The sequence below is a fragment of the Amycolatopsis sp. NPDC031561 genome, from assembly GCF_055580625.1.
Map to the genome: position 1 here is coordinate 59,037 of NZ_JBVILA010000027.1, position 26,366 is coordinate 85,402.

A 26,366-nucleotide genomic window follows, 5' to 3' on the forward strand; every position below is an offset into this window, starting at 1 on the left:
GTGCGGAAGTGATGCAGCTGTGATGCGCCACCCGGCGAACCTTCCGGTGGACGAAGTACCGGACGTGATGAGGAGAACCCTATGCGCAAGCGGTATTACGCGGCGTTGGCCGGGCTGGTCGTGGCGGCGGCGGGAATCGGCGTGCCCGCCGCGGCGACCGCGGGCGAGCAGAAGGCGGAGAGCGAGCGGCTGTCCTGCCAGCGCTCGTTCGACCGTGCCGTCTGGGAGGACATGGACAGCTACAACAAACGCGACGAGGCCCGCTACCGGGCGATCATCCACCAGAACATGGTCACCGTCGGGCGTAAGGGGCAGCTGTTCATCGGCTACGACGCCAACGTGCAGCCCGTGGTCGACGTGCAGTTCAAGCTCCCGTACGAGTACAGCATGCCGTGGACGGTGACCCACACCGTCGTCGAGAACTGCACGATGGGCTTCGCGATCCTCGACGCCTACTACAAGGTGCCGTCGCAGAACATCGACCGGCACTACACGATCAGCCTGACGCTGGTGCGCGAGCACGACAGGTGGCAGGTCATCAAGGACACGGTGACCGACGTACTGCCCTGATCGGGGAGGGGGAGTGTCATGAAAGGGGCTTTCAAGACAGTTTTTGTCCTGAAAGCCCCTTTCATGACATCCGAAGCTGGTGCGTCAGGGCTTCCGGCCCACGCCGGCGTACGGGAGGGAGTTGATCTCCGGGTCGTCGGACATGTCGCCGGCCCCTTGGGGGTTCCACATCGCGCAGCCGACGACGCCGGGCTCGATGAGGTCGAAACCGGCGAAGAACGCCTCCACCTGGTCGTGGGTCCGGGGGATGGGGTCGTTCTGGGTGCTCTTGTACGCCTCGATGGCCTCGTCGAGGCCGCTCGAGTCCGCGTCGGCGGCGACGTGCGAGATGGCGAGGAAGCTACCGGGGGCGAGGCGGTCCCGGTAGCGGGCCAAGATCGCGTTCGGCTCCCAGGAGTCCGGCACGAAATGCAGCAGCAGCAACATGAACAGGCCGATCGGCTGGCCGAGGTCCAGCAGCTCCCGCGTTTCGGGCGCGTCGAGGATGTCGTTGGCGTCGCGCAGGTCGGCCTGGATCGCCGCGCACCGGTCGTTGCCGCGCAGCAGCAGTTTGGCGTGCGCCACGGCGACCGATTCGCGGTCGACGTAGACCACCCGGCAGGACGGGTCGATCTGCTGGACGATCTCGTGGAGGTTCCCGACTGTCGGGATCCCGGAGCCGATGTCGAGGAACTGCCGCACGCCCGCGTCCACCATGTGCAGCGCGGCGCGGCGCAGGAAGGCGCGGTTGAGCCGGGCCGCGTCGCGGATCCCCGGCATGATCCGCAGGATCTGTTCGCCCAGCACGCGGTCGGCCTGGAAGTTGTGGTCGCCGTCGAGCCAATAGTCGTAGACCCGGGCGGGATTCGGCACGGTCGTGTCGACCTCGGGAGGGACCCAGCTCAGGTTGGAAGTCACCGTCGTCGCCGCCGTTCCGTTGGGAATCCTTTGGGGCACAGGAGTCTAGCGGGAGCCACGGCCGAGGTCGCCATCGTCCGATCGTGTGGATGTGCGGCGGTGGAACCCCATTCGCCGCCCGGCGGTCCTAAGGTGACCGGGTTCAGCGTCCAGGCACCGGGAGACGAGCACGATGGCACCACCTCCGGACGTTCCTGTCGCACCAGGCCGGTGGCCGCTGTTGGGGCACACCGTGCCGATGCTCCGCGACCCGCTGAAACTGCTGTCGTCACTGCGATCGTACGGCGACGTCGTGCGCCTCGACTTCGGCCCGATGCCGGTCTACCTGGTCACCACGCCGGAACTGGCCTGGCGGTTGCTCGCCGTCGACGCGGCGAAGTTCGACAAAGGCATTGTGTTCGACAAAATGCGGCCGCTGTTCGGTGACGGGCTCGCGACTTCCAACGGTGCCTTCAACCAGCGGCAACGGCGGATGATGCTGCCCGCCTTCCAGCGAAGCCGCATCGCGCTCTACGCCGAGACGACGATGACGAAGCTCGCTGTAGAGCTTGCCGACTCGTGGAAACCGGGCGAGGTGGTGGAATTCGACCAGCGGATGCAGGATCTCGCGCTGACCATCTCCGGGCGCACGCTGTTCTCCACCGAACTCGGCGACGACGCGCTCGCCGAAATCCAGCGGTCGATCCCGATCATGCTGAAGTACGTCATGGTCAGGGCCTTCTCGCCGAAGTTCGTGGAGCGGCTGCCGATCCCGGCGAACCGCGAGTTCGACGCAGCGGCCGCGCGCCTGAGACGGGTCATCGGCGACGCCGTCCTCAAAGCCCGTGAGCAGGGCGGGGATCAGGGCGACCTGCTGTCGATGTTGTTGCTGGCCAAGGACGACGAGACCGGCGAGAAGATGACCGACCGTCAGGTGGAGGACGAGGTCATCACGATCCTCACCACCGGCGCCGAGACCACCGCCGTCGCGCTCGCGTGGTTCTTCCACGAGATCGGGGAACGGCCGGACGTCGAGCGCCGCTTCCACGCCGAGGTCGACGAGGTGCTGGCGGGCGGACCCGCGCGGTACGAGCACCTACCGCGCCTGGTCTACACGCAGCGGATCATCAACGAGGTCGTGCGCCGGACCCCGCCGGTGATCCTGATGCGGCGCGCGCGGGAAGACGTCGAACTCGGTGGCGTGCGTCTTCCGGCCGGGACCGAGGTCGCGCTCAGCCAGCACACGCTGCACCGCGATCCACGCTGGTTCCCCGATCCCGGCCGTTTCGACCCGGACCGCTGGGAGCCGGATCGTGCGGACTCGTTGCCGAAGGGCGCGTTCATTCCGTTCGGTGCCGGGCCCCGGCTGTGCCCCGGCCACCAGTTCGCTCCCACCGAGATCGCGTTGGTCGCGGCGACGATCGGCGCGCGGTGGCGGCTGGTGCCGGTACCAGGGGTGAAGGTCTTTCCCAAGATCAAAGCGACGATGCAGCCGAACCGGTTGCCGATGACCGTGCTGCCGCGAACCTCGGGCTGACGGTGAGCGTCCGACTACCAGGTGTAGGGTTCGTGCTCCTTCCGAGCGTTCCGATTCCGGAGAGGGTTCTGTGAGAATGCCGCTCAAACTGGCCACGGCGGTGGCTGCCTGCTGCGTGCTCCTCGGTGGTTTCCTGGTCGCCGCCCCGGCCGCGGCCGTCGAGATCCGTTGTACCGACCTGGATCTGCCGGTCACCGGCCCGCTCGGCGAACCCGCCACGGTGCACGGCCGGTTCTGCCTGCCCGACGGCCCGGCGCCCGAGGCCGTCCAGCTCCTGGTGCACGGCGGCACCTACAACAGCGCCTATTGGGACCTGCCCTACGACCCGGATCGCTACTCGTACCAGCGCGATATGGCCAAGCACGGCTACGCGACCTTCGCCGCGGATCAGCTCGGTTCGGGCGGGAGCAGCAAACCGTTCAGCCTTCCGCTCCTGCTGCCGGTGCTGGCGCGATCGATGCACGAGGTGATCGGCCACCTGCGCGCGGGACGCGTCGGCGGCACGCCGTTCGAGAAGGTCGTGATCGTCGGGCATTCGGTCGGTTCGGGCATCGTCGCGGCCGAGGCGTCGACGTATCAGGACGTGGACGGCGTGATCCTCACCGGGATGACGCATCTGCCGTCGGTGCCCGCGTTGACGCTCGGCGTGCTCTTCGGCCTGCAGCCCGCGTTCGCGGACGACCGGCTCGGTTCCCTCGGCAGCGATCCGCTCTATTTCACGACGAAACCGGGGGCGCGCGCCGGGCTGTTCTACGCGACGGAAAATACCGACCCGGGTGTCATCGCGGCCGATGAAGCGACCAAGGACCAGGTTTCGGTCCCGGGAATGGGAACGGTCGCCGTGTTCGGCATCGTGCTGCCCGCGACAAAGGCGATCCGCGTGCCGGTTCTGCAGGCTGTCGGGGGGAAGGACATCCTGTTCTGCGGCCTGTTCGCGCTCCGGAACTGTTCGAGCGGCGCGACGCTGCGACCGGCGGAAGCGCCGTACTACCGGCCCGAGGCCGAACTTTCCACGTATGTTCTGCCCGGTGCCGGACATTCGTTGGCGTTGCATCGCAACGCGTCCGAGTACCGGGACGCCACGCGCGGATGGCTGAGGGACAAGGTCGGTATTGCGGTACCGTAGGGTTACCACCCGATTGGGTGACCGGTAAACCGTGAGTATGGCCAGAGAATCGTGGAGGATGTTTCTCCACCGCGGAATACGAAAACGACCCCAGGACCGGCGGACGTGACTGCCCCACTTCCGGACGGCGATGAGTTCCCCGTATCGCCGGACGCCTCGAAAAGAACCTCGTCTTCCGCTTCGCCGAAGCGGAAGAATGCCGCGCCGACCCGGGCGACCCTTGTTCGCAAGTGGGCGTACCTGGTCACGAGTACGGCGTACCTTCCGTATACCCACGCCCAGATCGAAGAGCATTTCACCGCTCTGCTGGACGAGGTGTACGCGGCGGTGCTCAGTGACGACGCCGAGCCCGTGCAGGCCACCGAAGCCGGCGCGCGGCTCGTCGCGCTCAGATGCGTCGGGCCGGACAGCCTGCGTCGCACGATGGACGTACTCGGCAAGGGGCTCTTGCACGAACCGGAGTTGCGGAGCGTGAAGTCGCTCCCCGAACGGGTGTTGCAGGTGCTCGGCGCTCTCGCGTCCGGCTACGGCGAGGCCTTGCGCGAGAGCATCCAGACGCAGCAAGAGGATCTGAGTCGCACGCTGGTCACGCTCGAACGCGAGACCCGGCGTGAACTGGTGCTCGCACAGGCGCGTTTCGAGCAGTTGTTCACCGGTTCGGCGACCGGTGTGGCCGTCACCAGGGTGGACGGCCGCGTCCAGCGGGTGAACCCGAAGTTCGCCGAGATGCTGAACCGGCCCGTCGCCGATCTGATCGGGCTCAACCTCTACGACCTGGTCCATCCGGATGACGCCGGTGGCCTGCGCGAGGGTTACCGGAAGCTGCTCGAAGGCGAGAGCCAGCGGCTCGAACTGTCACGAAGGCTCCTGACCGACGACGAAGATCCGACCTGGGCGGGCTTCACCGGCGCGGTCATCCGCGACCCGGCCGGCGAGGTCCAGCAGTTGATCACGCTGGTCGACGGTGACACCGACGTCTCCCTGCTCCAGCGGCAGCTGAGCCGCCAGGCCCTGCACGATCCGCTGACCGGCCTGCCGAACCGGCAGTTCTTCGGCACCCGGCTGGAGAAGGCGCTGCGGCACGCCGATCCGGCCTTCGGCGTCACGGTCTACCACCTCGACCTCGACGGATTCTCCCTGATCGCGGGCGGGCTGGGCCAGAAACAGAGCGACGACCTGCTGAAGAACGTCGCCGCGAAGCTGCGGACCGTCGTGGGCGGCGAGAACGCGCTCGTCGCCAGGCTCGGCGGAGACGAGTTCGGCATCCTCATCCAGAACACCGCCGCCAGCCCGGACGTCGCCACCGTCATCGGCATGATCAACCAGGAACTCTCCGAACCGGTCTACCTCGAAGGCGGGAGCGGGGTCGCGGTCTCGGCGTGCGTCGGGGTCGTGCACCGGCCGCCGAGGGACATCGCGCCGACCGAACTGCTGCGCGTCTCCGACATGACGCTGCGCCGGGCGCAGTCCAACGGCTATCGGCAGTGGGCGCTGTCCGACTCCGCCCTCGACACCAGGGAGCGGCACGAGTTCAGCCTGGCCGTCTCCATGGCGGGTGCCTGGGAGACCGGCGAGCTCGAGGTCGGTTTCCGGCCGTTGACCTGGCTGGCGGACAACCGGCCCGCGGGTATCGAGGCGAGACTCGCTTGGAACCATCCTCGCCACGGCCGGATCGGCCACGACACGTGCGTCCGCTTCGCCGACGAGACCGGTCTCATCGTGCCGCTCGGCGAATGGCTCATCCGCACCGCGTGCGAGGAGTCGGACGACAGGCTCCCGATGGTCGTGGGACTGACCCCGCACCAGGCCGCGGATCCGGATCTCGTCGGATCGGTGCGGAGCGTGCTCGCCGCGACCGGGCTCGGGCCGTCACGGCTGCGGCTGGGCTTCCCCGCCGGTGCCGTGCTCGCCGAACTCGGGGAGACCGTCGACAACCTGCACCTGCTCGCCGAGATCGGAGTGGACCCCGAACTGCAGGACTTCGGCGCGGCCGGTGACGTCGTCTGCCTCGTGGACGTTCCCGTGCGGACGGTCAGGATCGCTCCCCGGCTGGCGGAGCGGCGGACGGAACCGCTGGCCGGACGTTCGCTGCGGAACCTCATCGAGACCGCGAACATGGCGGGCGCGACGGTGATCGCGGACGGGATCGACTCGACCGGCGACGCGGGCTGGTGGCAGTCCGCCGGTGCCCACATCGGGGCGGGCCGATACTTCGGTTAGGCCATGTCTCTCAAAGCGCGCTTTCGGATTTCCGCAGCCGGGCCGCGGCGTCAGCTGGTCACTCACTCGGCCGTAGCAGCGGCCCGCCTCCGCAAATCCGAGGCCTCCGGCCGAAAGGAAACGCGCGCGCGTACCCTTGCCCACCCTGCCGACTTCAGTTTGGGAGACACGCGTTAGGCCATCTGTCGCAGTGGCGCGGCGCTAAGTTACCCGAGAGTTGACGTACGCGGGCGGATTGGGCAACATCCCAGGTCCTCACCCCGCACCTCGGAGGCATGCGCATGCAGGTAGGCCCGAGGCGTGGGCGGCGTTTCAACGCGCCCGTCGTCGTCTTGAGCCTGTTGCTGGTGATCGCGCTCGGTGCCTGGTGGGGAGTGGACTATCTGCGGGCCCGGTTGGCGGGCAACGGTTGTGACGCGCTGACGCCGGTCGCGATCACCGCCGCGCCCGACGTCGCACCGGTGCTCACGCGGCTCGCGGCGACCGTGCCGCAGGAAGAATGCTTCAGTGTCACCGTGACCGCGAGCGAGTCGGCCACGACGGCCGACCTGCTCGGGACCACCACCTCCGGCGGCCCCGACGTCTGGATCCCCGAGTCGAGCACGATGTTGTCGCAGGCCAGGGACGCCGGCGCGTGGAACCTGCCGGAATCCGGTCAGTCGGTGGCGAATTCCCCGGTGGTGCTGGGACTTCCCGACGAGACCGCGCGGCGGTTCGGCTGGCCGGGGAGAACCCCTGCCTGGCAAGAGATCCTCGACGGTTCCCCGGTCGGGATGCCGGACCCGGCCCGCGATCCGCTGGGCATCGCCACCCTGCTCGGCCTGCGGAAGCTGACCGAGCAGGCGCCCGATCCCGCCGCGGCCTTCACCGCCGTCATGCGGAAGCTGAATCCGGCTCCCGGCCAGTTCCCGGCCGCCTTCCCGGTGACCGAACAGGCCGTCCTCGCCCGGAATCTGGTGGCGGCGTACCCCGGTGTCCCGGTGCAGGGGTTCGATTATCCGTACGTCGTCCTGCCCAAGGCGTCGGAGGCGTCGAGAGGGGCGGCGGAACGCTTTCTGCGGCTGCTGCTCGATCCGATGGCGGGCGCGACCTTCGCCAACGAGGGATTCCGCGCGCCCGGCGGCCAGTTCGCCGTCCCCCGGGCGCAGGACAGCCGGACCGATCCGGCGTCTCAGCCGCCCGGTGCGCCGCCCGTAACGGAAATGTACGCCGCGCTGCAGGCCTGGGCGGGGACGAACCTGAGCGCCCGGGTCCAGGTGCTGCTCGACGTCTCCGGTTCGATGGCCGCCGCCGTGCCGGGCGCGGGGAAGAGCAGGATGGAACTCACCCTGCAAGCCGCGACGCAGGGACTCGGGCTGTTCAAACCCACCACGGAACTGGGGTTGTGGCTGTTCTCGACCAAATTGGACGGTGACAAGGACTACCGCGTCCTGTTGCCGATGAGGACGATCGCGGAACAGACGACTTCGGGCGGTGTCGGGCAGCTGCAGGCGGTGCGGCCGAAATCCGGTGGGGCGACCGGCCTCTACGATTCGATCCTGGCCGCGTACCAGAACGCCAGGCAGAACTGGAAACCCGGCCGGATCAACCTGGTCGTCGTCCTCACCGACGGGCGTAACGAAGACAGCGAGACGATCGGGCTGCCGCGGTTGCTGGAAGAGCTGGGGAAGCTCCAGGACCCGCGGAAACCGTTGCCCGTCATCGGGATCGGCATCGGTCCGGACATCGACGCGTCCGAACTGCGGCAGGTGTCCACCGCCACCGGCGGAGATTCGTTCACCACCCCCGATCCCCGGAAGATCTCGGACGTCTTCTACCAGGCGCTGAGCAAGATCATGTGCCAGCCGCCGACCTGCAAGAATTGAGGCAAGACGTGGTTGTCCGGGGGGTAAGACCTTCGCTGGTCACGCTCGCGGCGTTCGTCGCCGGTGTCGTGCCGTTCGTGCTGCACGCGTGGGCCGCGCTGCGCGGCAGCCTCGCGCAAGACGACTTCGTCATCACCTACCACGCCGCGCAGGCAGGCCCCTTCGACTTCGGCTACTTCTTCCAGGACTACCACGGCCATCTCGCGCCGGGCGGCTTCCTGCTCGCCGATCTGCTGACCGCTGGGGCACCGCTGAACTTCGCCGTGCTCATGGCGCCGGTCCTGGCGATGCAGGCGGCGGCCTCGGTGCTGTTGTGGACAGTGCTCGTGCGCTGTTTCGGGCGCCGGTGGGGGATTCTCGTCCCGTTCACGATGTTCACGACGTCGACCCTGCTGCTCGTCCCGACGTTGTGGTGGGCGTACGCCATCCAGATCGCGCCCGTGTTGCTGGCCACCACGGCCGCCTTGCACGCGCACGTGCGGTATCTCGCCGACGGCGGACGCTGGGCGATCGCCACCGTGGCCTGGACGGTCTTCGGGCTCGCCTTCTACGAAAAGGCGGTGTTCATCCCGCTGCTGGTCGCCGGGATCACCGTACTGCTCGGGGTTTCCCTGCGCCGTCACGTCGTGCTCTGGGGCGTTCTCGCCGCCCTGCTCGCCGGCTACGCGGCCGTTTTCTTGACCCTGACCACGAGCCAGGTCGGGCAAGGCGGCGGTCCGGTCACCGTCGGCACGGTCGCGGACATGACGGGGAGGATGCTCGGCGACACCCTGGTTCCGGGGCTGGCGGGCGGGCCGTGGTCAGGGCCGGGTCCCGGTGCGACGTTCGCCGCTTCCCCTGTCGTGGTGCGGATTCTGCTGCTGCTCGTCGCCGTCGCCGTACTGGTCGCGGGAATCCGCACGGGTGGGCTCCGGGCGCGGAAGGCGTGGCTGCTGCTGGGCCTGGTTTTCGTGGCGGACATCGGGCTTTCGGCGGCCACCCGGCTCACCGAGGTCGGCCCCGAACTGGGCAGTGACCCCCGCTATGTCGCCGACCTCGCGCTCGTGGCCGTGCTGTGTCTCGCTTTCGCCTTCCTGGAACCGAAACCGTTCGACCGGCTTTCCGATCCGGTGCCATCGCGGGCGAAACGCCCGCTCGCGCTGGTGTTGAGTCTCGCCTTGATCGCGAGTTCGGCCGTGGGTTTCTCCCGGCTGGCACCGGGATTGCGGTTCGAGCACTCCCGGGACTTCCTCGCCAACGCGCGGGCTTCGATCGAACGGAACCCCGATCTCGTTCTGTACGACACGACGGTGCCGAACGACGTCCTGCACGGCTGGTTCGGTGAGAACGCCCGCACTTCCCGGGTGGTGGGCCTGATCCCGGGCGTCCGGTTCGATCAGCCGACGAGCCGCATGTCCCTTTTGGACGGCGGGGGTGTCGCGCGGGCGATCACCGGCGTGGAATCGATTTCCCGCGGCCTTCCCGGCCCGGTGGCGGGCTGCGGGTACACCGTCGGCGAAAGCCTGGTCCGGGTTCCGCTGGACACGCCCGTTCTCGGCCGCCATCTGCTGCGGATCGACTACTTCACCTCGGACGGCGGTGAAGGTGTCGTCGATCGCGACGGGGCGCGCGTGCCGGTGTGGTTCCAGCCCGGCCTGCACACGATGTACCTGCCGATCGAAGGCCTGTTCGACAAGGTCGGTTTCCAGTTGTCGGCCAAGGGCGCACCCGTCTGCCTCGCGAAGGTCGACGTCGGCAGGCCGCTCACTCAGTAGGGGTCGTACGGACTGTCGTGGCCGAAGATCCTCGCCACGGGTGCCAACCGCAGCCGCAGCAGGATCTTGATCCCGACGTTGCGCGCGAACCACGGCAACTGGGCCAGTACGCGCAGCCTGTCCTTGGCCGACGGCGGGGTGAGCCGGAACCGGGCCATCGACGTCGCGCGGTCGAGGTAGGTGTACCGCCGTCCGAAGAGGACTTTCGCGATCGTGCCCAGGGTGACGCCGATCGAGGAAAAGCAGTCGTGGACCAGGATTTCCCCACCGTCGATCAAGTTCGTCGACCAGCGCAGATCGTCGGTGTAGGTCCAGTAGTCGTGTTTGCCGTCGATGTAGAGCAGCTGGATCGGGCGGTCCCAGCGCGGACGCAGTTTCGTGCTGTACTCGGCCACGAGTTCCACGACGTCCTCGACGTCCGCCGTCCTCAGGTTCGCCTCGAATCGTTGGCGTGTCGGCGATCCACCGAAGAGCCGTCCGTCGACGAACGGGTCGACCGCGACCACGCGGGCACCGGCCGTCCGCGCCGCCATGGCGAGGACGATCGTCGAACGGCCTTGGTGGCTGCCGATTTCGACGATGAGGTCGCCCTTGTCCAGGCGGCGTGCCGCGTTCCACAAGGCAAGGCCCTGGTCCCGCGTCATCCAGCCCTTGACGGGTTCGGCGAGCGACCACGCTTCTTCGAAACCGTCTGTCATGGGCGCATAGTAGCCACGTTTCCGCCTAGTATCTACCGGATGGTAACCGGCGCGATCGTGAAGAAGCCGAGCACGTGGATCGTGCTGGCGCTGACCGTGCTGTCCTTTTTGCAGCGTCCGGGCAGGACGACGTTCGACACCAAACTCGACCTCGCCGTGGATCCGCTGGCCTTCCTCGGCCGGGCGCTGCACCTGTGGAATCCCCAGGCGACGGCGGGGGAACTGCAGAACCAGGCGTACGGCTACCTGTTCCCCATGGGGCCCTTCTTCGCGGTGTGCCAAGCCGTCGGGATGCCGGTGTGGATCGCGCAGCGGTTGTGGTGCGCGCTCCTGCTCTCGGTCGCGTTCGGGGGCGCCCTCCTGGTGGCCCGCGCGCTCAAGATCGGGAACGAACGGACTCGGCTGATCGGAGCAGTCGGGTACGCCCTCGCGCCGAGGATGGTCACCGAAATCGGCTCGCTGTCGTCGGAAATGCTGCCCGCCGTCCTGCTGCCGTGGGTGCTGCTGCCACTGATCCTCGCCGATCGCATCGGCTCGCCACGCCGTGCCGCCGGGCTGTCCGCGCTCGCCGTGCTGTGCATGGGCGGGATCAACGGCGCGATGGTCGTGATGGCGCTCGTGCTGCCGGGACTCTGGCTGCTGACCCGGAAATGGCGGAGCACGCACGTCGAACTCGTCATCTGGTGGTTCGTCTTCGTCGCGGGCGTGGTGCTGTGGTGGATCCTGCCGCTCGTGCTGCTCGGCCAGTACAGCCTGCCGTTCCTGGACTACATCGAATCCGCGACGAACACGACGGCGCCGATGTCGCTGTACGAGGTGCTGCGCGGGACGAACCAATGGGTCGCCTACGTCGTGCAGGGCACGCCGTGGTGGCCGTCGGGCTGGGCACTGATCGACAATCCCGTCCTGATGGCGGCCACCGGGCTGGTGGCGGCGGTCGGCCTGTTCGGGCTCGCTCGGCGTGGCCTGCCCGAACGGCGGTTCCTGGTACTCGGCGTCCTGACCGGGCTGACGCTGCTGACCGTCGGCTATGTCGGGACGCTCGACAGCCCGCTGGCCGAACCCGTGCGGCATCTGCTCGACGGCCCACTCGCACCGCTGCGCAACGTGCACAAGTTCGAACCGGTGCTGCGGTTGCCGCTGATGCTGGCGTTCGTATACGGCATCACCACTGCCGTGCCCGCCGTGCGGCGGCAGCTGCGGCCCGCGCTGGGCGCTCTGCTGGTCGTGGTGATGGCCGCGCCGGTGTGGCTGCTGACGCTGCGGCCTGGGCCGGGCTGGGACGAGGTTCCGGGCCACTGGTACGACGCGATGGGCTACGTCGCCAAGACCGACCCGAACGCGCGGACGCTGCTGCTGCCCGCGACCGGATTCGGCGAGTACGACTGGGGCCGCACCGTGGACGAACCGGCACAGGCCATCGCGGACAGCCCGTGGGCCGTGCGCAACCAGGTCCCGCTGGGCTCGGAGGGCAACACGCGTCTGATGGACTCGGTCGACGCGGCGTTGGCCGACGGCAGAGGGGATCCCGGGCTCGCCGCCCTGCTCGCGCGGTCGGGCTACCGGTTCTTGCTGCTGCGAGGGGACATCGACCGCGCCAAGGTCGGCGCCCCCGACTTCGCGACGCTGCGCTCCGGACTGGCGGGATCTCCGGGGATCGGGAAAGCGGCCGAGTTCGGGCCGCTGGAGATCTACGAGGTGAAACGGCCGGTGCCGCTCGTCACCGCGACGTCCGTGAAGGACGTGCCGACGGTGAGCGGCGGCCCGGAGAACCTGCTGCCGCTGATGAACTCCGGGCAGCTCGATCCCGGCACGCCGACGGTGCTGACCGGGGACGGCGGTTCGCCGTCCGGGCGGCGGCTGGTCACCGACGGGCTGCGCCGCGCCGAACGCAACGTCGGCGGGGTGCGGGACAACCTGAGCCAGACGCTGACCGCGGGGGAATCGCCGAGACAGCAACGGGCCGCGCTGGACGTCCTGCCGTTCCCGGGGGAGCAGCATCAGACCGTGGCCGCCTACCGGGGGATCCGCTCGGTCAGCGCGTCGACAGCGGCGTCGTTCGCGGACGCTTTCGGCGGTTCGGATCCGAGTCACCAGCCGTTCGCCGCGTTGGACGGGGATCCGCGGACCGCTTGGCATTCCTCGACCTTCACCGGTCCGATCGGGCAGTGGCTCGAAGTCGAACTGGACACGCCGAGGCTGGTGAACACGGTCGATCTCGCGATGGTCGACGACATCCGCGTCGGCTGGCCGCCGACCAGGATCCGGATCACCACGGACAACGGTTCCGTCGATCACCAGGTCATCCGGGGCGAGGGGGCGCACACCTACGCGGCGCCGGCGGGCGTGACGCGCAAGGTGCGGATCACGTTGCTGTCGCTCGTGGTCGGCAGGCAGGACGGCAACGTCGGCATCTCGGAGCTGAAGATCCCCGGCGCGGAACCGCAACGCGCGCTCGAGGTCCCCGCCGACCTTCCCGAGGGAACGCCGCCGGGCTTCGCTTTCACCCGGGGCCAGCAGCCGAGGTACGCGTGTGTGCCCGACGGCGGGCACGTCCGCTGTGATGCCAACGCTGGCCGCGACGGTGAAGAACCGGACGGCATCCGGCGGCTGTTCTCGACGACGTCTCAGAGCGCGTACGAGTTCGGCGGCACCGTGCTGCCCGCCGGTGGCGGCCGGTTCCCGGTCGACCTGCCGGGCGTGCGGGTGTCGGCGACCTCGCAGCTGGGCGGGGATCCGTCGGCGGGCGCTTTCGCCGCCGCGGACGGGAATCCCGCGACCGCGTGGCTGCCCGACGTCACCGACCTGCGGCCGACGTTGACCCTGGATTGGGCCAAGGCACAGACGATCTCCGGAATCCGCGTCGCCGTCGACCCGGGCGGGACCGCGAGAGCGCCCGCGCGACTGGAGCTGACGACGCCGACGTCGAGCCGCTCCGTCGAACTCGACGCTTCCGGCACGGCGACGTTCCCGCCCATGGAGACTGGGCAGCTGAAGATCGCCTTCGCCGGTCTCGACGACGACCAGCGGACCCGGAACTCGCTGGGAATCGGGAGCCTGTCGCTGACCGGCGCCGAACTTCCCGCTCCGGCCGCGGACTTCACCGTGCCGTGCGGATCGGGCCCGAACGTCCACCTGAACGGCTTCGACTACGACACGTCCGTGCGCGGCACGCTCGCCGATTTCGCCGCGCACCGGCCGCTGACGCTTTCCGCCTGCCCCGACTCCCAGGGCGGCGTCGACCTGGCGGCGGGCGGACACGAACTCCGGACCGACCGGTCCGAGTCCTTCGTGGTCCAGGACCTGTGGCTCAAACCCGCCGGGCAGGTTGTCGCGCCTGCCACGCATCGGGCCGTGTCCGTGGACTCCTGGGACGCGACGTCCAGGACGGTGACCGTCGCGGGCGGCGACGAGTCCCTTTTGGCCGTTCCCGAGAACGCCAACGCGGGCTGGACCGCTTCTCTGAACGGGACTCCACTGGTGAAGACGCGCGTCGACGGCTGGCAACAGGCGTGGATCCTGCCCGCCGGAGCCGGCGGTGTCGTCCAGCTCGAGTTCACCCCCGACTGGAAGTACCGCTCCGGTCTGCTGATCGGCGCCGTCGCGATCCTGGCGGTGCTGATCGGCGTCCTGTGGCCGGTCCGGCGGCGCCCCGTGTCCACAGTGGCCGGATCCGGGCGGGTGGTCCCGGTGGTGCTCATCGGCCTGCTGGCCGTGCTCGGCGGGATGCTGCCGATCGTCCTGCTGATCGCCGTCCTGCTGGCACGCCAGTTCACCGACCGCGCGCCGCGCTATCTCGCTTTCGGCGGGATGGCCGTGGGGACGCTCGTCGCGGTGGTGGGGCGGCTGCTGGGGCACGGTCAGGAGTGGGCCTACGGTCCGGTGACGCAGGCTTCGCTGCTGCTGGCCGCGGCGGCGATGGTGGCGATGTGTTTGCCTTGGTTCGCGGGGCGCGAGGGTGACAGGCTGTGACGGGTGTGTGGAAATAGGGACGTTGGATGTCCCTATTTCCACACAGCCGGGCTTCAGCGGACCTGTCACGACTCATAACCCCCGGTTCTTGTCGGTGTCCCGGCTCAAGCTGGACGGGTGCGAAGAGGGGAATGGGCGCAGCACCCACTGTTGACGAGTGGCCCGGCCGTTGTCGGTGTGAAGCGGCTCGAAGAGCTGGGAATGCCCCGAAGAACGATCTGGCGCCGGTGTGAGCCCGGCGGTGTCTGGCGGATGCTGCTGCCTGGAGTCGTACTGCTCGGAAACGGTGAGCCGACCGAAGAGCACCGGATCGAGGCGAGCCTGCTCCACGCTCGTGAAGGTTCGGTGCTCACCGGTGTGCCCGCGCTCAGGCGATACGGCCTGCGTAACCTCCCGGCCGCCGAGGACGTGCATGTACTCGTGGCCGCCGAACGGACGATCGCCAGTACCGGGTTCGTCCACATCGAACGGACGCGACGCTTGCCCGCGCCACGGATCAGGTCGGGTGTTCCCACCGCTCCCGTGCCGCGAGCGGTGATCGACGCGGCACGCCGGACGCCCGATCCGGACGCGATCGTGGCGATGATGGCCGAAGCGGTGCAAGAGCGTCATTGCCTGCCGTGGGCGCTCGCCGCCGAAATCGACGGGCGGTCTCGAGCCGACGGCAGACTGCAGCGAGCGCTGACGCCGATTCTGCGCGGCGCGCATTCGGTCGCCGAGGCCGACGCGTGGAGCCTGTGGACGCGTTCAGGACTGCCCGAGTTCCAGTGGAATGTGAAGATCTTCGACGCGGCGGGCCGGTTCGTGGCGAAACCGGACGGCTGGTGTGACAGGGTCGGGTTCGCCTGGGAGGTCGATTCCCGCGGCTATCACGCCGAGGGTGACCACTTCCGTGCCACTCTCGCGCGAAACGCTCGCTATGCCGCTGCCGGGATCGTCGTCCTGCAGACGTTGCCGTCCCGGCTCCGGTCCGAACCGGACGCGGTCTTGGCCGAGCTCCACGCGGCGTTCAGGAGTGCCCAAAGACGTCCACGTCCCGATGTGCGCGTCCGGTGAGTCAGCGGCGCGACCGCCACTCCAGCACCGCACCGGAAAGCGCCAAAGCCCCTGCACAGCAAGCAGCGACGGTCACCACCTGAGTGGCCGAGGAGTGCAGCCAGGTCGTCACCAGCACCGTCTCCACCAGCACGGTCGCCCACATCAGCACGGTCACCCGGCGGTCGCCCGCGGCGAGGCGGGAGAACAGGAGGATCTGCACCAGCGCGAGCATCGAGCCGGCGAGGGCGAACGGCCAGACCGGCATGGTGCTGGCGGCGTAGCCGGGGCCGCCGATGAAGGAGAGCAGGCGCGGGCCGGCGACGAGGGAGACAAGGAGGACGAGGGCGTCGAGGGCGGCGCAGACGGCCAGGGCGGCGGGCAGGATGCGGCGCCGGTCGTCGCCGTTCGCGAACCGGGGGAGCACGAGGACGCCGACGGCTTGGGGGAGCCAGTAGGCGATTTTCGTGACGATGGCGCCGAGCGCGTATTCGCCCGCCTCGCTCGCGGGGAGGGTGTGGCGTGCCAGGACCAGGTCGAGGTTCACCAGCAGGACCAGCGCCAGCATCGCCTGTGCCGCGTGCAGGACGTCGCCCGCGTGCCAGCCCGCTTTCCGCGGCCGCTGCCGTCCACAGAGGAGCCAGCCGCAGAAGATCACCAGGTACGAGCCGATCGCGGTCCCGGCCAGCGCGCCGGTGGCGTTGCCGCCGATCACGAGGCCGATCAGCGATCCGCCGACCTTGCCCGCGCCTTCGAGCGCCATGAGCCCGGCCAGCCGCGCGAACCGGCCGCTGCCCTGCAGCAGCCCGTGGAAGAGGCCGAGCAGGGTCAGCGGGCCGAGGGTGACGGCGAGCAGCAGCGCGGGCACCACGGAATCCAGGTGCAGTACGAAGACCAGTACCGGCGCCAGGATCAGGCCGATCGTCGCGACGATCGCGCTCGTCGTGAGGCCGAGTGCCAGGAGTGTTCCCGTGTCCTGAGGCTTGCGCGCGACGCGGAGCGCGACGACGGTCTGCAGGCCCATGGCGGGGACGACGCCGATCACGAGCACCGCCAGCAGCGAGCTCAGCTCACCGAAAGCGCTCGGAGCGAGCAACCGGGCGGCGACGATGCTCAGCGCGTAGGCGCCGGCGTTGTTGGCCGCCAGCGCGAGGGAGACGAGGATCGCCGCGACACGCTTGTCGGTCCTGGCCTGATCGACCTCGACGTCTACGCTCAAAGGCGGTCTCCTATTACCGGCGAGTAATCAAGGGACCATAACCGCGATCGAGGCGGAAAGGAAAGGCCGTTGGGCGCACGTGGCGAGCGTTCGGTCCTGGCCGCGGTGTCGGCGGGGCTGGCGTTGCTGGTGTTCCTGCCGGTGCTCGGGCGCGGCTTCGTCCTGAGCTACGACATGGTGTTCGCCCAGCGTCAGTCGCTCGTCCCGGACGCGCTCGGGCTCGGTTCCGCGCTGCCGCGTTCGGTTCCCGCCGACGCCGTGATAGCGCTCGCGACCGCGGTGGTTCCCGGTGACGTCGTCCAGAAAGTAGTTCTGTTCCTCGCACTTTTCGGAGCGGCATACGGCGCAGCGAGGCTGGTGCCGGCGGAGCAACTCGGTACGCGGATCGTCGCCGCCACCGGCTACGCGTGGACGGCCTATTTCGCGGAGCGGTTGTTCATCGGGCATTGGCCGCTCCTGCTCACCTACGCCTGCCTCCCGTGGATCGTGCGCGCCGCGCTTTCCCTGCGCGACAGCGAGCCGAGGGCACTCGCGCGGCTGGTGCTGGCTTGCGCCCCCGCGGTGCTCACCCCGCCGGGTGGGATCTTGGCCGCGCTCACCGCGATCGTCGTGGCCGGACCTCGAAAACTCGGCCACACCATCGGTCTCGCCGTGGTGCTCACTCTGCCGTGGCTCGTGCCCACGCTCCTGCATGAAGGCGGCTCGCTGTCCGATCCCGCCGGGGTGGCCGCGTTCAGCGCCCGCGCGGAAAGCTGGGGCCCGGCGATCCTGAGCGTGCTCGGGCTCGGCGGTATCTGGAACGGCGACGTCGTCCCCGGGAGCCGGGGCGCGCCGATGGCCCCGGTGTTGATCCTCGTCACGGTCGCCGTGGCACTGGCGGGACTGCGTCCTCTGGCGCGAAGGTGGGGGACACCGCCGGCGAGAGCGTTGCTGGTGCTGGGAGTTCTCGGTGTCGTGCTCGCCGCGCTGGCGACACTGCCGTTCGGCGAACCCGTGCTGTCCTGGGCGATGGGACACGTTCCCGGCGCGGGACTGCTGCGGGACGCGCAGAAATGGGTGGCGTGGTGGGCACTTCCCGTCGCGCTCGGATTCGCGCTCGCGGTGGAAGCTGCCGCTTCCCGGCTGCGGACCGGCGCGGCGCGTGTGGCGCTCGTCGTGGCCGCCGCGCTCTTCCCCTTGCTCACCATGCCCGATCTCGCCTGGGGCGGCTGGGGGAAGCTCGAAGCGGTGCGGTACCCGGAGGACTGGAACGCGGTCCACCGGGTGCTCGCGGAAGACGACAGGCCCGGCGACGTCGTCGCGCTGCCGCTGTCCACGTTCCGCAGGTTCGCCTGGAACGACCACCGGACACAGCTGGACCCCGCGCCGAGGGCCTTGCCCGAAACCGTCCTCGCGGACGACACGTTGCGGGTCGGCGACGAGGAGATCTCCGGCGAGGATTCCAGAATGGACCGTGTCCGCGCCGCGAAGTCGCCCGAGGACCTGGCGGCGGCGGGAATCGGCTGGATTTTGGTCGAACACGGGACGCCGGGACGGGTCGACCCGCGGTTGCTGACCGGCGCGGAACCGGTGTGGTCCGGTGACTGGCTCACGCTCTACCGCACTCCCGGTGTGCCCGTCGTGACCGAGACGGGATCACCGATCCCCGTGGTGCTGGCAAACGGAGTAGCGCTGCTTTCGATCGGCGCCGCACTGTTGTGCCTTAAGTTACCGGTGCGTACATTGAGCCGACGCAGGAATTCCCTGCTGCGGAAGGAGTAGGTCTTGGGCACCCTCATCGGCGCGGCCGCCGCCGTCATCATCGGGCTCGCAACGGCCGCGGGCGGGAGTTACGCGCTGACGAACTCCGCCGATCCGGACGCCGCACCCCAGGTGCAGGCGAAGATCAAGGAGCAGTTCAACCCGAACACGGGCCCTGAGAACGTCATTTACGGCAACCGCTGAGCCGGTGTCCCAGTTCGCCTCCGACCACGCGCAGCGCGTCGTCGGGCTCTACGGCGACCCCACCGTTTCCTGGAGCATCCTCCTGGAAGCGAAGTTGTCTTCGGTACTGACGCCGGAAAAGGCGCGGATGCGGCTGGCGGTCGCGGTCGAGGAGCGGCCCTGGCTCGGGGCCGCTCCCGGCGTCGAAGCTGTTCCCGGCGAAGAACTCCCGGCGATCCGTGATCGTTTCGCCGAAGCCCCGTACGAACGCGGTGCACCGCTGCTCCGCGTCGCTGTCGGCACCGACGAACCCGTCGTGCTGATCGCCGCGCATCACGGCGCGCTCGACGGCCTCGGCCTGCTCGCCGTCCTCGGACTCGCCCTCGACGTCCCGATCTCGTCCGCAGCCAGGGGAATCGGCGCGCGGACGGCGAATCGGTCGTTCCTCACCTCGGCCGTCCAGCGAGTCGCTGAAGCGGTTTTCGCGCCTCCGGCGAGGATTACCCCGGAAAGAGCCGAAAGCGGCCCAGGTGACGTGTTCAGCGCCAGGATCCTCCCTCGCTCACGGCTCGGGTCCTCGACTTTCGCGGCGGCGGCCGCCGACCTGACCGACACGTGGAACGCCCGGCACGGCGAGAAAACCACCAGGGTGGTGGCCGCGGTCGGAGCGTCGTGGCGCGGCGGCGCGGCGCCGGAACCCGAGCACGACAGCGCCTTCTTCCGCTTGCGGCTCGGCAAGAAGCCGGGCGCGGCCGAAGTGGGCGCGCTACTGGCTTCGCAGCCGCCGGAACCCGATTTTCCCGCCCGCAGCAGCAGGATCGCCCGGCTGGGGACCCGGCTGCTGGCGAGCAGGCTCGGCTCGACCTACCTGGTTTCCAACCTCGGCATCGTTTCGGCGGCCGACGCGGTCACCTCGATCGCTTTCTACCCGGCGGCCAGCGGCCGCTCAGGCGTGGCGTTCGGCGCGGCGACCGTCGGGGACACGAGCACCGTCACCGTGCGCGCACGCCGCAAGGACTTCGACGACGCCGCCACGGCCGGGCTGGCCGACGGGATCGTCGAAGCCTTGCGGCGTCAGGACCCTGGGATGGGGGATGGCCACCCCGGCCACGTCGCGCACGAGTGATTCGAAGCGGTTCACGCTGTGTTCCCAGTCGAACAGACCGGCCCAGGTGATGCCCGCCTTGCCCATTTCGCTTCGGCGCGCTCGGTCTGCGAGCAGTCCGTCCACCTTCGCGGTGAACTCGCCGAAGTCGTCGGCCAGCAGCCCGGTCTTGCCCTCCACGATGGATTCGGCCACCCCGCCCGCCGCCCGGTAGGCCACCGACGGCACGCCGTGCGCGGCGGCCTCCATGATGACGATGCCCCAGCCCTCCTTGACCGACGGGCACAGGTGCAGCCAGGACCGTTCCAGGATCTCGTGTTTCGCGGCCTCGTCCACCCAGCCGTGCAGCCGCACGCGATCCTCGACACCGCGGTCACGGGCGTGCTCGCGCAGGACCTCTTCCCACGGGCCCTGCCCGACGACTTCGAGCCGCAGCGTCGGCCAGCGCCGCGCCAGTTCCGCGACGACGTCGATCGCGTGCTCGATCCGTTTGTGCGGAACCAGCCTGCTGACCGCGACCAGCGTCGGTTCCTTGTCCCGGACGGCCTTGCCGCGCGGGGGAGCGTCCAAACCGTTGGGTACCACGGTGACCCGGGATCCTTCGATGCCGAGGCCCGCGAGCTCGCCCTTGGTGATCTCGGAAACCGTGACGTAGCGGCAGTGCCGGAACAGCCACGGCGCGAGCCGGGACTCGATCCACCAGCCGATCCGGCCCAGTGTCTCGCCGAGCGCGCTGATCCACTGTTCCTTGTGGACGTGGTGCACGAGCACGAGGACCGGGCAGCCTGCCACCAGCCTGGCGAAGAACGGCATCCCGTTCTGGACGTCGACCACCAGGTCCGCGTGCGCCTTCCGGATCGCCCGCAGCGCGTGGAGGTAGACGCCGAACTTGTTGCCACGGCGGCGATAGCGGACGCCGTCGCGCCACTCCCCGGCGTTCGCGCCCGGATAGGCCGCGCACTGGATCTCCACTCGGTATCCGGCCTTGGCGAGTCCTTCGGCCATTCGCTCGACGTACCTTTCGGAACCGCCGCCTTCCGGATGGCCGGTGTCGCGCCAGTTGACGAGCAGCACACGTGGCCGTTCCATCGTGGTTCTCCCAACCTGTTAGCGACAATGCTAGGTTACCGGTGCGTACACGGTAGATGAATCATTCCCGGAAAGCGATGGTTCGATGGTCGGTAATCGGTCAGTGACACTCTCGGTGATGCCGCATCGCGCCACTTTGCGCAGATCCGTGACCTTGTTCCGTACTTTTCTCACCGAGCAGACCGATCCGGACGGTTTCTACTCGGTGCTCGCCGACGACTCCGTCAGGCAATTGGCTCAGCACACTTCGTTGAACGGCCGTACCATCGTCGACGTCGGCGGCGGGCCCGGCTATTTCTCGGACGCGTTCCGTGCCGCCGGCGCCACGTATCTCGGGATAGATCCCGATGTCGGAGAGCTGACGGCGAGGGGAGAGGCCGGTGAGAACATGGTCCGGGGCAGCGGGACGGAACTGCCGGTGCGCACCGGCTCCGTGGACATCTGCTATTCCTCGAACGTGCTCGAACACGTTTCCGAACCCGAGGTCATGCTCGCCGAGATGTGCCGGGTGACCAAACCGGGCGGGACGGTTTTCGCCTCGTTCACGCCGTGGTATTCACCGTGGGGCGGCCACGAGACGGCGCCGTGGCATTTCCTCGGTGGCTCCTACGCCCGGCGGCGTTATCTCGAAAAGAACGGGAAGGAGCCGAAGAACAAATTCGGGGAGAGCCTTTTCGCCTTTTCGGCAGGCGCGGCCATCCGGTGGGGGAAGGCCACGCCGCTCGCCGATCTCCAGGAGGTCTATCCGCGTTACCACCCCTCCTGGGCCCAGTGGATCGTGCGCGTTCCCGGCGTCCGGGAAGTCGCGTCGTGGAACTTGGTGATGGTGCTGCGCAAGCGCTAGTGACGCGAAGGGGTGGGGCGGCGCTTCACCAGAAGGAAGACCCCGAGCGCGAGGAAGGCCGCCCCGCCGATCCCGAGCACGATCGGCCCGGTGCTCCCGATGAAGTCCAGCTTGCCCTTGTTCTCGCCGACCTGCTTGACCATCGCGTCGACGGTCGCCTCGGTGAAGGTCAGCTTGCCGTCGAAGACCACCGTGGGCGTGGGATTCGCGGCCGACCGGAGTTCCTGGTGCGACCGCTGCTCCTGCTTGACCTGGATCCCGGTCACCGGCTCGATCCAGCTGGTGACGGTGCCCTGGTAGAACTGCCCCGCCTCGACGGAGTCCCCGGTGGCGCCGATGAGCGAGCTGGGCACCTTCTTCATCGAGATCTTCGTGTCGGGGATCTCCTGGACGAACTTGTAGACCTCGACACCCTTGATGTCTTCGACGCCCATGAACCGGGCCTGGACGGCGCGGCCGGTGTTGTCGTCGTAGACCTGGTAGTCCTTCTGCTCGGTGCCGAAGGGGAACTTGAAGTTCAGGCCGGGCTGCGGCCTGTACTCCTGGATCTCCTCGGGCTTTTCGTTCTCCTTCGCGGCCTTCTCCTTGAGCTTCGTGACGAAGCTGGAGTTGTCGGAGCACTTCGACTCCTGGTCGCCGCCCGGCGGCACGTAGCCCTCCGCGGTGCGGCGGTCGAAGCAGACCTGCCGTTTGCTCGCGCTGACCACGGTCTGATCGCTGGTGTCGACGACCGAGACGGCCAGCAGCCACACCGCGACGTCCGTGCCCTCCCGCATCTCCGGCGGCGCGAAGTTCGCGATCACCCGGGCGGTGGCCTTCAGCTTGGCGTCGTCACGGATCTCCGTGACGGTCTTGCCGTCCTCGGTCTTCACCGCGAGCACCTTGGACGCGGTGCCTTCGAGGACCGACGTCGATTCCTGGTTCAGTGGCACTTTGGCGAGTTCGGGCTTCACGTAGGTCGGTAGCAACACCGCGCCGGCGATGGCGAACACCCCTAGTGCCAAGAAGATCAGGCTCAACGCACGTCGCAACGGTCCTCCTGGTGAGACCACGGAAAATCCACATTACCCATCGGTAATCGGTCGCCAGATAGTGGCTGGTGGACCGGTCAGCGTCAAAGGTGTGACCGACGGTCACAGGTACGCCACGGGGCCGGAAGGCGGTACGGGTGCCGCCATTCGGCGCAGACAGCCAAACATGTTTGTTCCCGGGAACAACGTGAGCGGGACCACCATCGGACGACTTCCGGTGCGTGGAAAGGAACTCTGTGCCGCAGGACCCGAACGATCCCCGCGCGCTGGACATCGGCGCGTACTCGGACTCCATCACCGACGTCGAACTCCGCGACGCGGTCGCGGACGTCGCCGCGTTGCTTTCGTTGCACGGCAACGTGATCCGCGACCTCGACGCCAGGAGATCACGGTGGCGTCCCGGACGGCGGTCCCCGCATCCGGACATCGTGCTGTCCGCGGCCGGGCGCCGTCCACAGTGGACGAGGTCCGCGAACCCCGAGGTGACCCTGCCGGTCGCCACGACCTCGCGCGGCCGCACGCTCGCGGTGCGGCTCACCGCGCGGCCCGGTCTCGGGCACACGCTGCTGGACCTCGCGAGGATCATCGACGCCGACATGGCGCCGGACAGGCGCTAGCGAGCGTCGTCCGCCAGCCGGACCGCCTCCAGCGCGACGTAGAGCTCGCCGACGTCGACCGGGTCGGACAGGTCGCGTCTGGTCAGTTCCTGCACCCGGCGCAGCCGGTAGCGGACCGTGTTCGGGTGGACGATCAGCCTGTCCGCGGCCTCCTTCGCCGAGCCGTGCCCGGCGAACCACGCGACCAGCGTGTCGAGCAGGACGTGCCGTTCGGCCTGGGGGAGCACCAGGATCCCGGTGAGCACCGAGCGCACGACGTCCCGCGACATCGCGGGCGCGCTCGCGACCAGCGTGGTGACCGGCGAGTCGCCGAAGACGGCGACGCCGGTGGTGCCGGTGGACAGCGACCGGCGGGCGATCCGGGCCCGGTGCACCGCGTCCGGCACCTCGAGGAAGCCGTTGAACGGCCTGCTCATCCCCACCGCCAGCGGCAAGGCGCCCAGTACGTCGCGCAGCCGCCGGACGTCCTCGACGCGGTCGATCACGACCAGCCCGGTTTCGGCGCCCGGCCGCCACGCCGACTTCCAGCGCCGCGCCCGCAGCAGCGCCTCGACGCCGGGGCGTTCCTTGGGTTCGACGGCTTCGGTCACGACGGCGACGAACGTGCCCGCCGCCGGAAGATCGAGTTCCTTCGCGGCGTTCTCGAGCTCCGCCTGGGTGGCGAACCGGCCCTGCAGCAGGCCGTCGAGCAAGGCGAGCTTCTCGTGGGACAGTTCGGCGGCGACCTCGCTGTACGCGGTGGTCAGCGCGTCGGAGTAGAGGTCGATGGTCTTCCACACGTTGGAGTTGATCTCCACCGTGCGGGCGGGGTTGATGAACCCGGGGCCCGCCAGTTCCAGCAGGCGCTCGTAGACGAAGATCCCGCCGATGCGGAACGCGCGGAGCACGGACGGCAGCGGGATACCCTGCCGGGCCTGTGCCAGGCCGGTCTTGCGGGCCGCGTCGAGAGGGAGCCCCCGGCCCTCCACGAGCGCTGTCAGCGCCCGCTCGAGATTCGCCCGGCAGACCTTGCGCAACTCGTCCGGCGCGGTGCTGTCCACCTGGTGGTAGAACTCGTCCTCGTCGCTGAGCAGCTGGGCGAGGCGGTCGCTGAACTCGGGCAGCCGGGTGAGCATCGCCTGCATGAGCACACGCTGCTCCCGGGGTGCGGGAGTAGCGAGAGCCTCGGTGCCCATCCGTCAACTCTAACCCGACGGAGTGGCCGATTTTTATCACGATGCGACGAAAGGGCCGTTTCGGGTGCTGGGCGCGCCTGACAAGAAGGAACGCCGCCGGACGAAGACCTCTTCGTCCGGCGGCGCCCCCAGGTGGCCCGGGTGATCAGTGGTTGATCTTGAACCAGGGCTGCGACCAGCCGAGATAGGTGTAGTTCCACTTGCTCTTGATCTGCGCGATGGTGGTCTCGGTGAAGCTGCCGGGACCGTTGATGTCGTTCGACAGGAACTTGCCGCCGCCGATCGAGATCATCGTGTGCCCGGTGCCGCCGTTGCTGAAGAAGGCGAGCCCGCCCGCGGGGACCTGGGTGTCACCCGGGTGCTTGTACGAACCCGGGAGCTGGGTCCAGTGCACGTAGGCGGTTTCCGAACCGCTCGCGGTCCAGCCGTAGGCCCACGAGTTGATCCGGTCGCACCAGCGGTAGTAGTCCGGGTCGTTGTTGGTGTGCACGTGCGCCTTCGCCCACGCGACGGCTTCCGCGCAGGTCCGCGGGTTGCCGGTGCCCGCGGTCGAGCAGGAGAGGGTGCTGCCGGCGCAGTCCGGGGCGACCCGGCCGTCCGAACCGGTGTAGACGTAGGCGTCGCTGATGTAGCCGCCCTTGGACGGCACGTAGTCCCAGATGTCGGTGGTGCCGTACTTCCCGGTCACCGTCGAGCCGTTCGTCTGGCAGTCGATGGTGACGGCGGTGCCGCTCGCGACCGTGCCGACCGCGCTCCCGCCCGTGCTCGGGGTCGACCGGACGGTCACGGCGACACCGGAGTCGGTGTTCACCGTGCCCGTCGCCGCCAGCGCCTCGCCCGCGCCGCCGAGCATGACCGCCCCGGCCATCGCGATCGCGCTCATGGCGCCGCCGACGATCCTCGATCGGATCTTCATTGCTGTCCTCCAGTGGTTTCCCCAGATAGGTGGACAGGATGCAAGATCCCCGTACAAGTGGCGTACAAGAAACGACGGTCCGAAGTGGACGGTTCTATACCGGGACGAGCTCCGGGACGGCCACCTCTTCGAGTTCCGGGACATCGGGCGCGTAACGGGCATTCCGCTCGGTGAGCAGGGCTCGCAACCTGGTCAGCGCCCGGTACTGGGCCGCGCGGACCGCGCCGGCGCTCGGCAGGCCGAGGCGTTCGGCCGTCTCCTCGGCCGAAAGGCCGAACACGAACCGGAGGGCGAGGACCTGCCGGTGCGGCATCGGCAACCTGGCCAGCAGCACCCCGGCCTGCATCCGGTGTTCCAGTCGTTCGATCTCGTCCGGGTCACGGCGGATCCACCGGGTCAGGCCGTCGCCGATTTCCGCGACGGTGGCGACCGGTTCGCGTGAGCGGCGGCGGTGGAAATCGGCCACCTTGTGCCCGGCGATCCCGAAGGCGAACGCGAGGAACCGGTCCGGGCGGTACCGGTAGCGGGGCAAGGCGATCAAGACGGCCTGCAACACTTCCTGCGCGCAGTCCTGTGCGTCGCAGACGCCCGTTCCGGTGCTCCCGAGCCTCCCGGCGCAGTAGCGGAACACGTGCGGGGAAAGGAAACGAGCCAAATCCCGGACCGCGTCCGGATCACCCGCGACGGCGGCCCGGACCAGCCTGCTCTCCGGGTTGGGCAGCAGCCCCGCCGTGGCGGCCGCTCGGGAGTCCGCGGGTATCGTCGAGGGCGCTACCTCGTCCAAGTCTGCACTC

The 26,366-nt window shown here is 68.9% G+C and carries 20 protein-coding genes; 12 read left to right on the forward strand and 8 right to left on the reverse strand.

Annotated features, from left to right (window positions below; translation table 11 throughout):
• Positions 1–81 precede the first annotated feature (81 nt).
• Positions 82–570, forward strand: coding sequence for a hypothetical protein (locus ACZ5IK_RS37065; RefSeq protein WP_465491928.1), 489 nt, complete (start codon positions 82–84; stop codon positions 568–570).
• Between the two features lie 84 nt (positions 571–654).
• Here ACZ5IK_RS37065 and ACZ5IK_RS37070 read toward each other — a convergent pair whose 3' ends face one another.
• Entirely contained in the window at positions 655–1,467 is an 813-nt protein-coding gene (locus tag ACZ5IK_RS37070; RefSeq protein WP_465491929.1) for an SAM-dependent methyltransferase, read from the reverse strand.
• A gap of 172 nt (positions 1,468–1,639) precedes the next feature.
• Between ACZ5IK_RS37070 and ACZ5IK_RS37075 the strand changes: the two genes are divergently transcribed.
• From ACZ5IK_RS37075 to ACZ5IK_RS37095, 5 genes are all read left to right on the forward strand, one after another.
• Positions 1,640–2,983: a cytochrome P450 gene (locus ACZ5IK_RS37075; RefSeq protein ID WP_465491930.1), complete on the forward strand. Its 1,344-nt coding sequence runs from the start codon at positions 1,640–1,642 to the stop codon at positions 2,981–2,983.
• 76 nt (positions 2,984–3,059) lie between these two features.
• On the forward strand, positions 3,060–4,109 hold the full coding sequence (locus ACZ5IK_RS37080) for an alpha/beta hydrolase (protein ID WP_465491931.1): 1,050 nt from the start codon (positions 3,060–3,062) through the stop codon (positions 4,107–4,109).
• 105 nt (positions 4,110–4,214) lie between these two features.
• Positions 4,215–6,329 (forward strand): EAL domain-containing protein, encoded by a 2,115-nt coding sequence (locus ACZ5IK_RS37085; protein WP_465491932.1) that lies wholly within the window; start codon positions 4,215–4,217, stop codon positions 6,327–6,329.
• Between the two features lie 275 nt (positions 6,330–6,604).
• A complete protein-coding gene (locus ACZ5IK_RS37090; RefSeq protein WP_465491933.1) occupies positions 6,605–8,194 on the forward strand; it encodes a substrate-binding and VWA domain-containing protein in 1,590 nt (529 codons plus the stop codon).
• An 8-nt stretch (positions 8,195–8,202) separates the two neighbouring features.
• Complete coding sequence (locus tag ACZ5IK_RS37095; protein ID WP_465491934.1) at positions 8,203–9,948, forward strand: hypothetical protein; 1,746 nt, start codon at positions 8,203–8,205, stop codon at positions 9,946–9,948.
• Here ACZ5IK_RS37095 and ACZ5IK_RS37100 read toward each other — a convergent pair.
• On the reverse strand, positions 9,942–10,646 hold the full coding sequence (locus ACZ5IK_RS37100) for a class I SAM-dependent methyltransferase (RefSeq protein ID WP_465491935.1): 705 nt from the start codon (positions 10,644–10,646) through the stop codon (positions 9,942–9,944). The two genes, ACZ5IK_RS37095 and ACZ5IK_RS37100, sit on opposite strands and share 7 nt — an antisense overlap.
• Before the next feature lie 39 nt (positions 10,647–10,685).
• Between ACZ5IK_RS37100 and ACZ5IK_RS37105 the strand changes: the two genes are divergently transcribed.
• Together ACZ5IK_RS37105 and ACZ5IK_RS37110 are read left to right on the forward strand one after the other, a co-directional pair.
• Positions 10,686–14,618: an alpha-(1->3)-arabinofuranosyltransferase gene (locus ACZ5IK_RS37105; protein WP_465491936.1), complete on the forward strand. Its 3,933-nt coding sequence runs from the start codon at positions 10,686–10,688 to the stop codon at positions 14,616–14,618.
• Between the two features lie 201 nt (positions 14,619–14,819).
• Positions 14,820–15,674, forward strand: a complete 855-nt coding sequence (locus ACZ5IK_RS37110) for a hypothetical protein (protein ID WP_465491937.1) — start codon at positions 14,820–14,822, stop codon at positions 15,672–15,674.
• A gap of 1 nt (position 15,675) precedes the next feature.
• Here ACZ5IK_RS37110 and ACZ5IK_RS37115 read toward each other — a convergent pair whose 3' ends face one another.
• Positions 15,676–16,872, reverse strand: coding sequence for a lipopolysaccharide biosynthesis protein (locus ACZ5IK_RS37115; protein WP_465491938.1), 1,197 nt, complete (start codon positions 16,870–16,872; stop codon positions 15,676–15,678).
• 69 nt (positions 16,873–16,941) lie between these two features.
• On the opposite strand from ACZ5IK_RS37115, the gene ACZ5IK_RS37120 reads away from it, so the two are divergent.
• Positions 16,942–18,633 (forward strand): MmpA family trehalose lipid delivery protein, encoded by a 1,692-nt coding sequence (locus ACZ5IK_RS37120; RefSeq protein ID WP_465491939.1) that lies wholly within the window; start codon positions 16,942–16,944, stop codon positions 18,631–18,633.
• Between the two features lie 3 nt (positions 18,634–18,636).
• A complete protein-coding gene (locus tag ACZ5IK_RS37125) occupies positions 18,637–18,816 on the forward strand; it encodes a hypothetical protein (RefSeq protein ID WP_101608693.1) in 180 nt (59 codons plus the stop codon).
• A 925-nt stretch (positions 18,817–19,741) separates the two neighbouring features.
• Here the strand turns inward: ACZ5IK_RS37125 and ACZ5IK_RS37130 are convergent.
• Positions 19,742–20,974: a glycosyltransferase family 4 protein gene (locus tag ACZ5IK_RS37130; protein WP_465491981.1), complete on the reverse strand. Its 1,233-nt coding sequence runs from the start codon at positions 20,972–20,974 to the stop codon at positions 19,742–19,744.
• A gap of 163 nt (positions 20,975–21,137) precedes the next feature.
• Here ACZ5IK_RS37130 and ACZ5IK_RS37135 point away from each other — a divergent pair, with 163 nt between their 5' ends.
• Complete coding sequence (locus ACZ5IK_RS37135; protein WP_465491982.1) at positions 21,138–21,833, forward strand: class I SAM-dependent methyltransferase; 696 nt, start codon at positions 21,138–21,140, stop codon at positions 21,831–21,833.
• Here ACZ5IK_RS37135 and pgfA read toward each other — a convergent pair.
• The gene (gene pgfA / locus ACZ5IK_RS37140) at positions 21,830–22,864 is read right to left on the reverse strand and encodes a cell envelope lipid trafficking protein PgfA (RefSeq protein ID WP_465491940.1); all 1,035 of its coding nucleotides are present in this window, start codon (positions 22,862–22,864) and stop codon (positions 21,830–21,832) included. The two genes, ACZ5IK_RS37135 and pgfA, sit on opposite strands and share 4 nt — an antisense overlap.
• Before the next feature lie 236 nt (positions 22,865–23,100).
• On the opposite strand from pgfA, the gene ACZ5IK_RS37145 reads away from it, so the two are divergent.
• A complete protein-coding gene (locus ACZ5IK_RS37145; RefSeq protein ID WP_101608690.1) occupies positions 23,101–23,481 on the forward strand; it encodes a hypothetical protein in 381 nt (126 codons plus the stop codon).
• Here the strand turns inward: ACZ5IK_RS37145 and ACZ5IK_RS37150 are convergent.
• From ACZ5IK_RS37150 to ACZ5IK_RS37160, 3 genes are all read right to left on the reverse strand, one after another.
• Positions 23,478–24,656, reverse strand: a complete 1,179-nt coding sequence (locus ACZ5IK_RS37150) for a PucR family transcriptional regulator (protein ID WP_465491941.1) — start codon at positions 24,654–24,656, stop codon at positions 23,478–23,480. The genes ACZ5IK_RS37145 and ACZ5IK_RS37150 overlap by 4 nt on opposite strands.
• A gap of 145 nt (positions 24,657–24,801) precedes the next feature.
• Positions 24,802–25,572 carry a hypothetical protein gene (locus ACZ5IK_RS37155; RefSeq protein ID WP_465491942.1) on the reverse strand — a complete coding sequence of 257 codons (771 nt, stop codon included), beginning with the start codon at positions 25,570–25,572 and terminating at the stop codon, positions 24,802–24,804.
• A gap of 94 nt (positions 25,573–25,666) precedes the next feature.
• Complete coding sequence (locus ACZ5IK_RS37160; RefSeq protein WP_465491943.1) at positions 25,667–26,356, reverse strand: sigma-70 family RNA polymerase sigma factor; 690 nt, start codon at positions 26,354–26,356, stop codon at positions 25,667–25,669.
• Positions 26,357–26,366: the final 10 nt, after the last annotated feature.

Excerpts from the sequence above, each read along its gene's own strand:
- ACZ5IK_RS37065 (WP_465491928.1), top strand. The coding sequence starts at position 82 with ATGCGCAAGCGGTATTACGCGGCGTTGGCCGGGCTGGTCGTGGCGGCG.
- ACZ5IK_RS37075 (WP_465491930.1), top strand. The coding sequence starts at position 1,640 with ATGGCACCACCTCCGGACGTTCCTGTCGCACCAGGCCGGTGGCCGCTG.
- ACZ5IK_RS37080 (WP_465491931.1), top strand. The coding sequence starts at position 3,060 with ATGCCGCTCAAACTGGCCACGGCGGTGGCTGCCTGCTGCGTGCTCCTC.
- ACZ5IK_RS37090 (WP_465491933.1), top strand. The coding sequence starts at position 6,605 with ATGCGCATGCAGGTAGGCCCGAGGCGTGGGCGGCGTTTCAACGCGCCC.
- ACZ5IK_RS37100 (WP_465491935.1), bottom strand. The coding sequence starts at position 10,646 with ATGACAGACGGTTTCGAAGAAGCGTGGTCGCTCGCCGAACCCGTCAAG.
- ACZ5IK_RS37105 (WP_465491936.1), top strand. The coding sequence starts at position 10,686 with ATGGTAACCGGCGCGATCGTGAAGAAGCCGAGCACGTGGATCGTGCTG.
- ACZ5IK_RS37110 (WP_465491937.1), top strand. The coding sequence starts at position 14,820 with ATGCCCCGAAGAACGATCTGGCGCCGGTGTGAGCCCGGCGGTGTCTGG.
- ACZ5IK_RS37150 (WP_465491941.1), bottom strand. The coding sequence starts at position 24,656 with ATGGGCACCGAGGCTCTCGCTACTCCCGCACCCCGGGAGCAGCGTGTG.
- ACZ5IK_RS37155 (WP_465491942.1), bottom strand. The coding sequence starts at position 25,572 with ATGAAGATCCGATCGAGGATCGTCGGCGGCGCCATGAGCGCGATCGCG.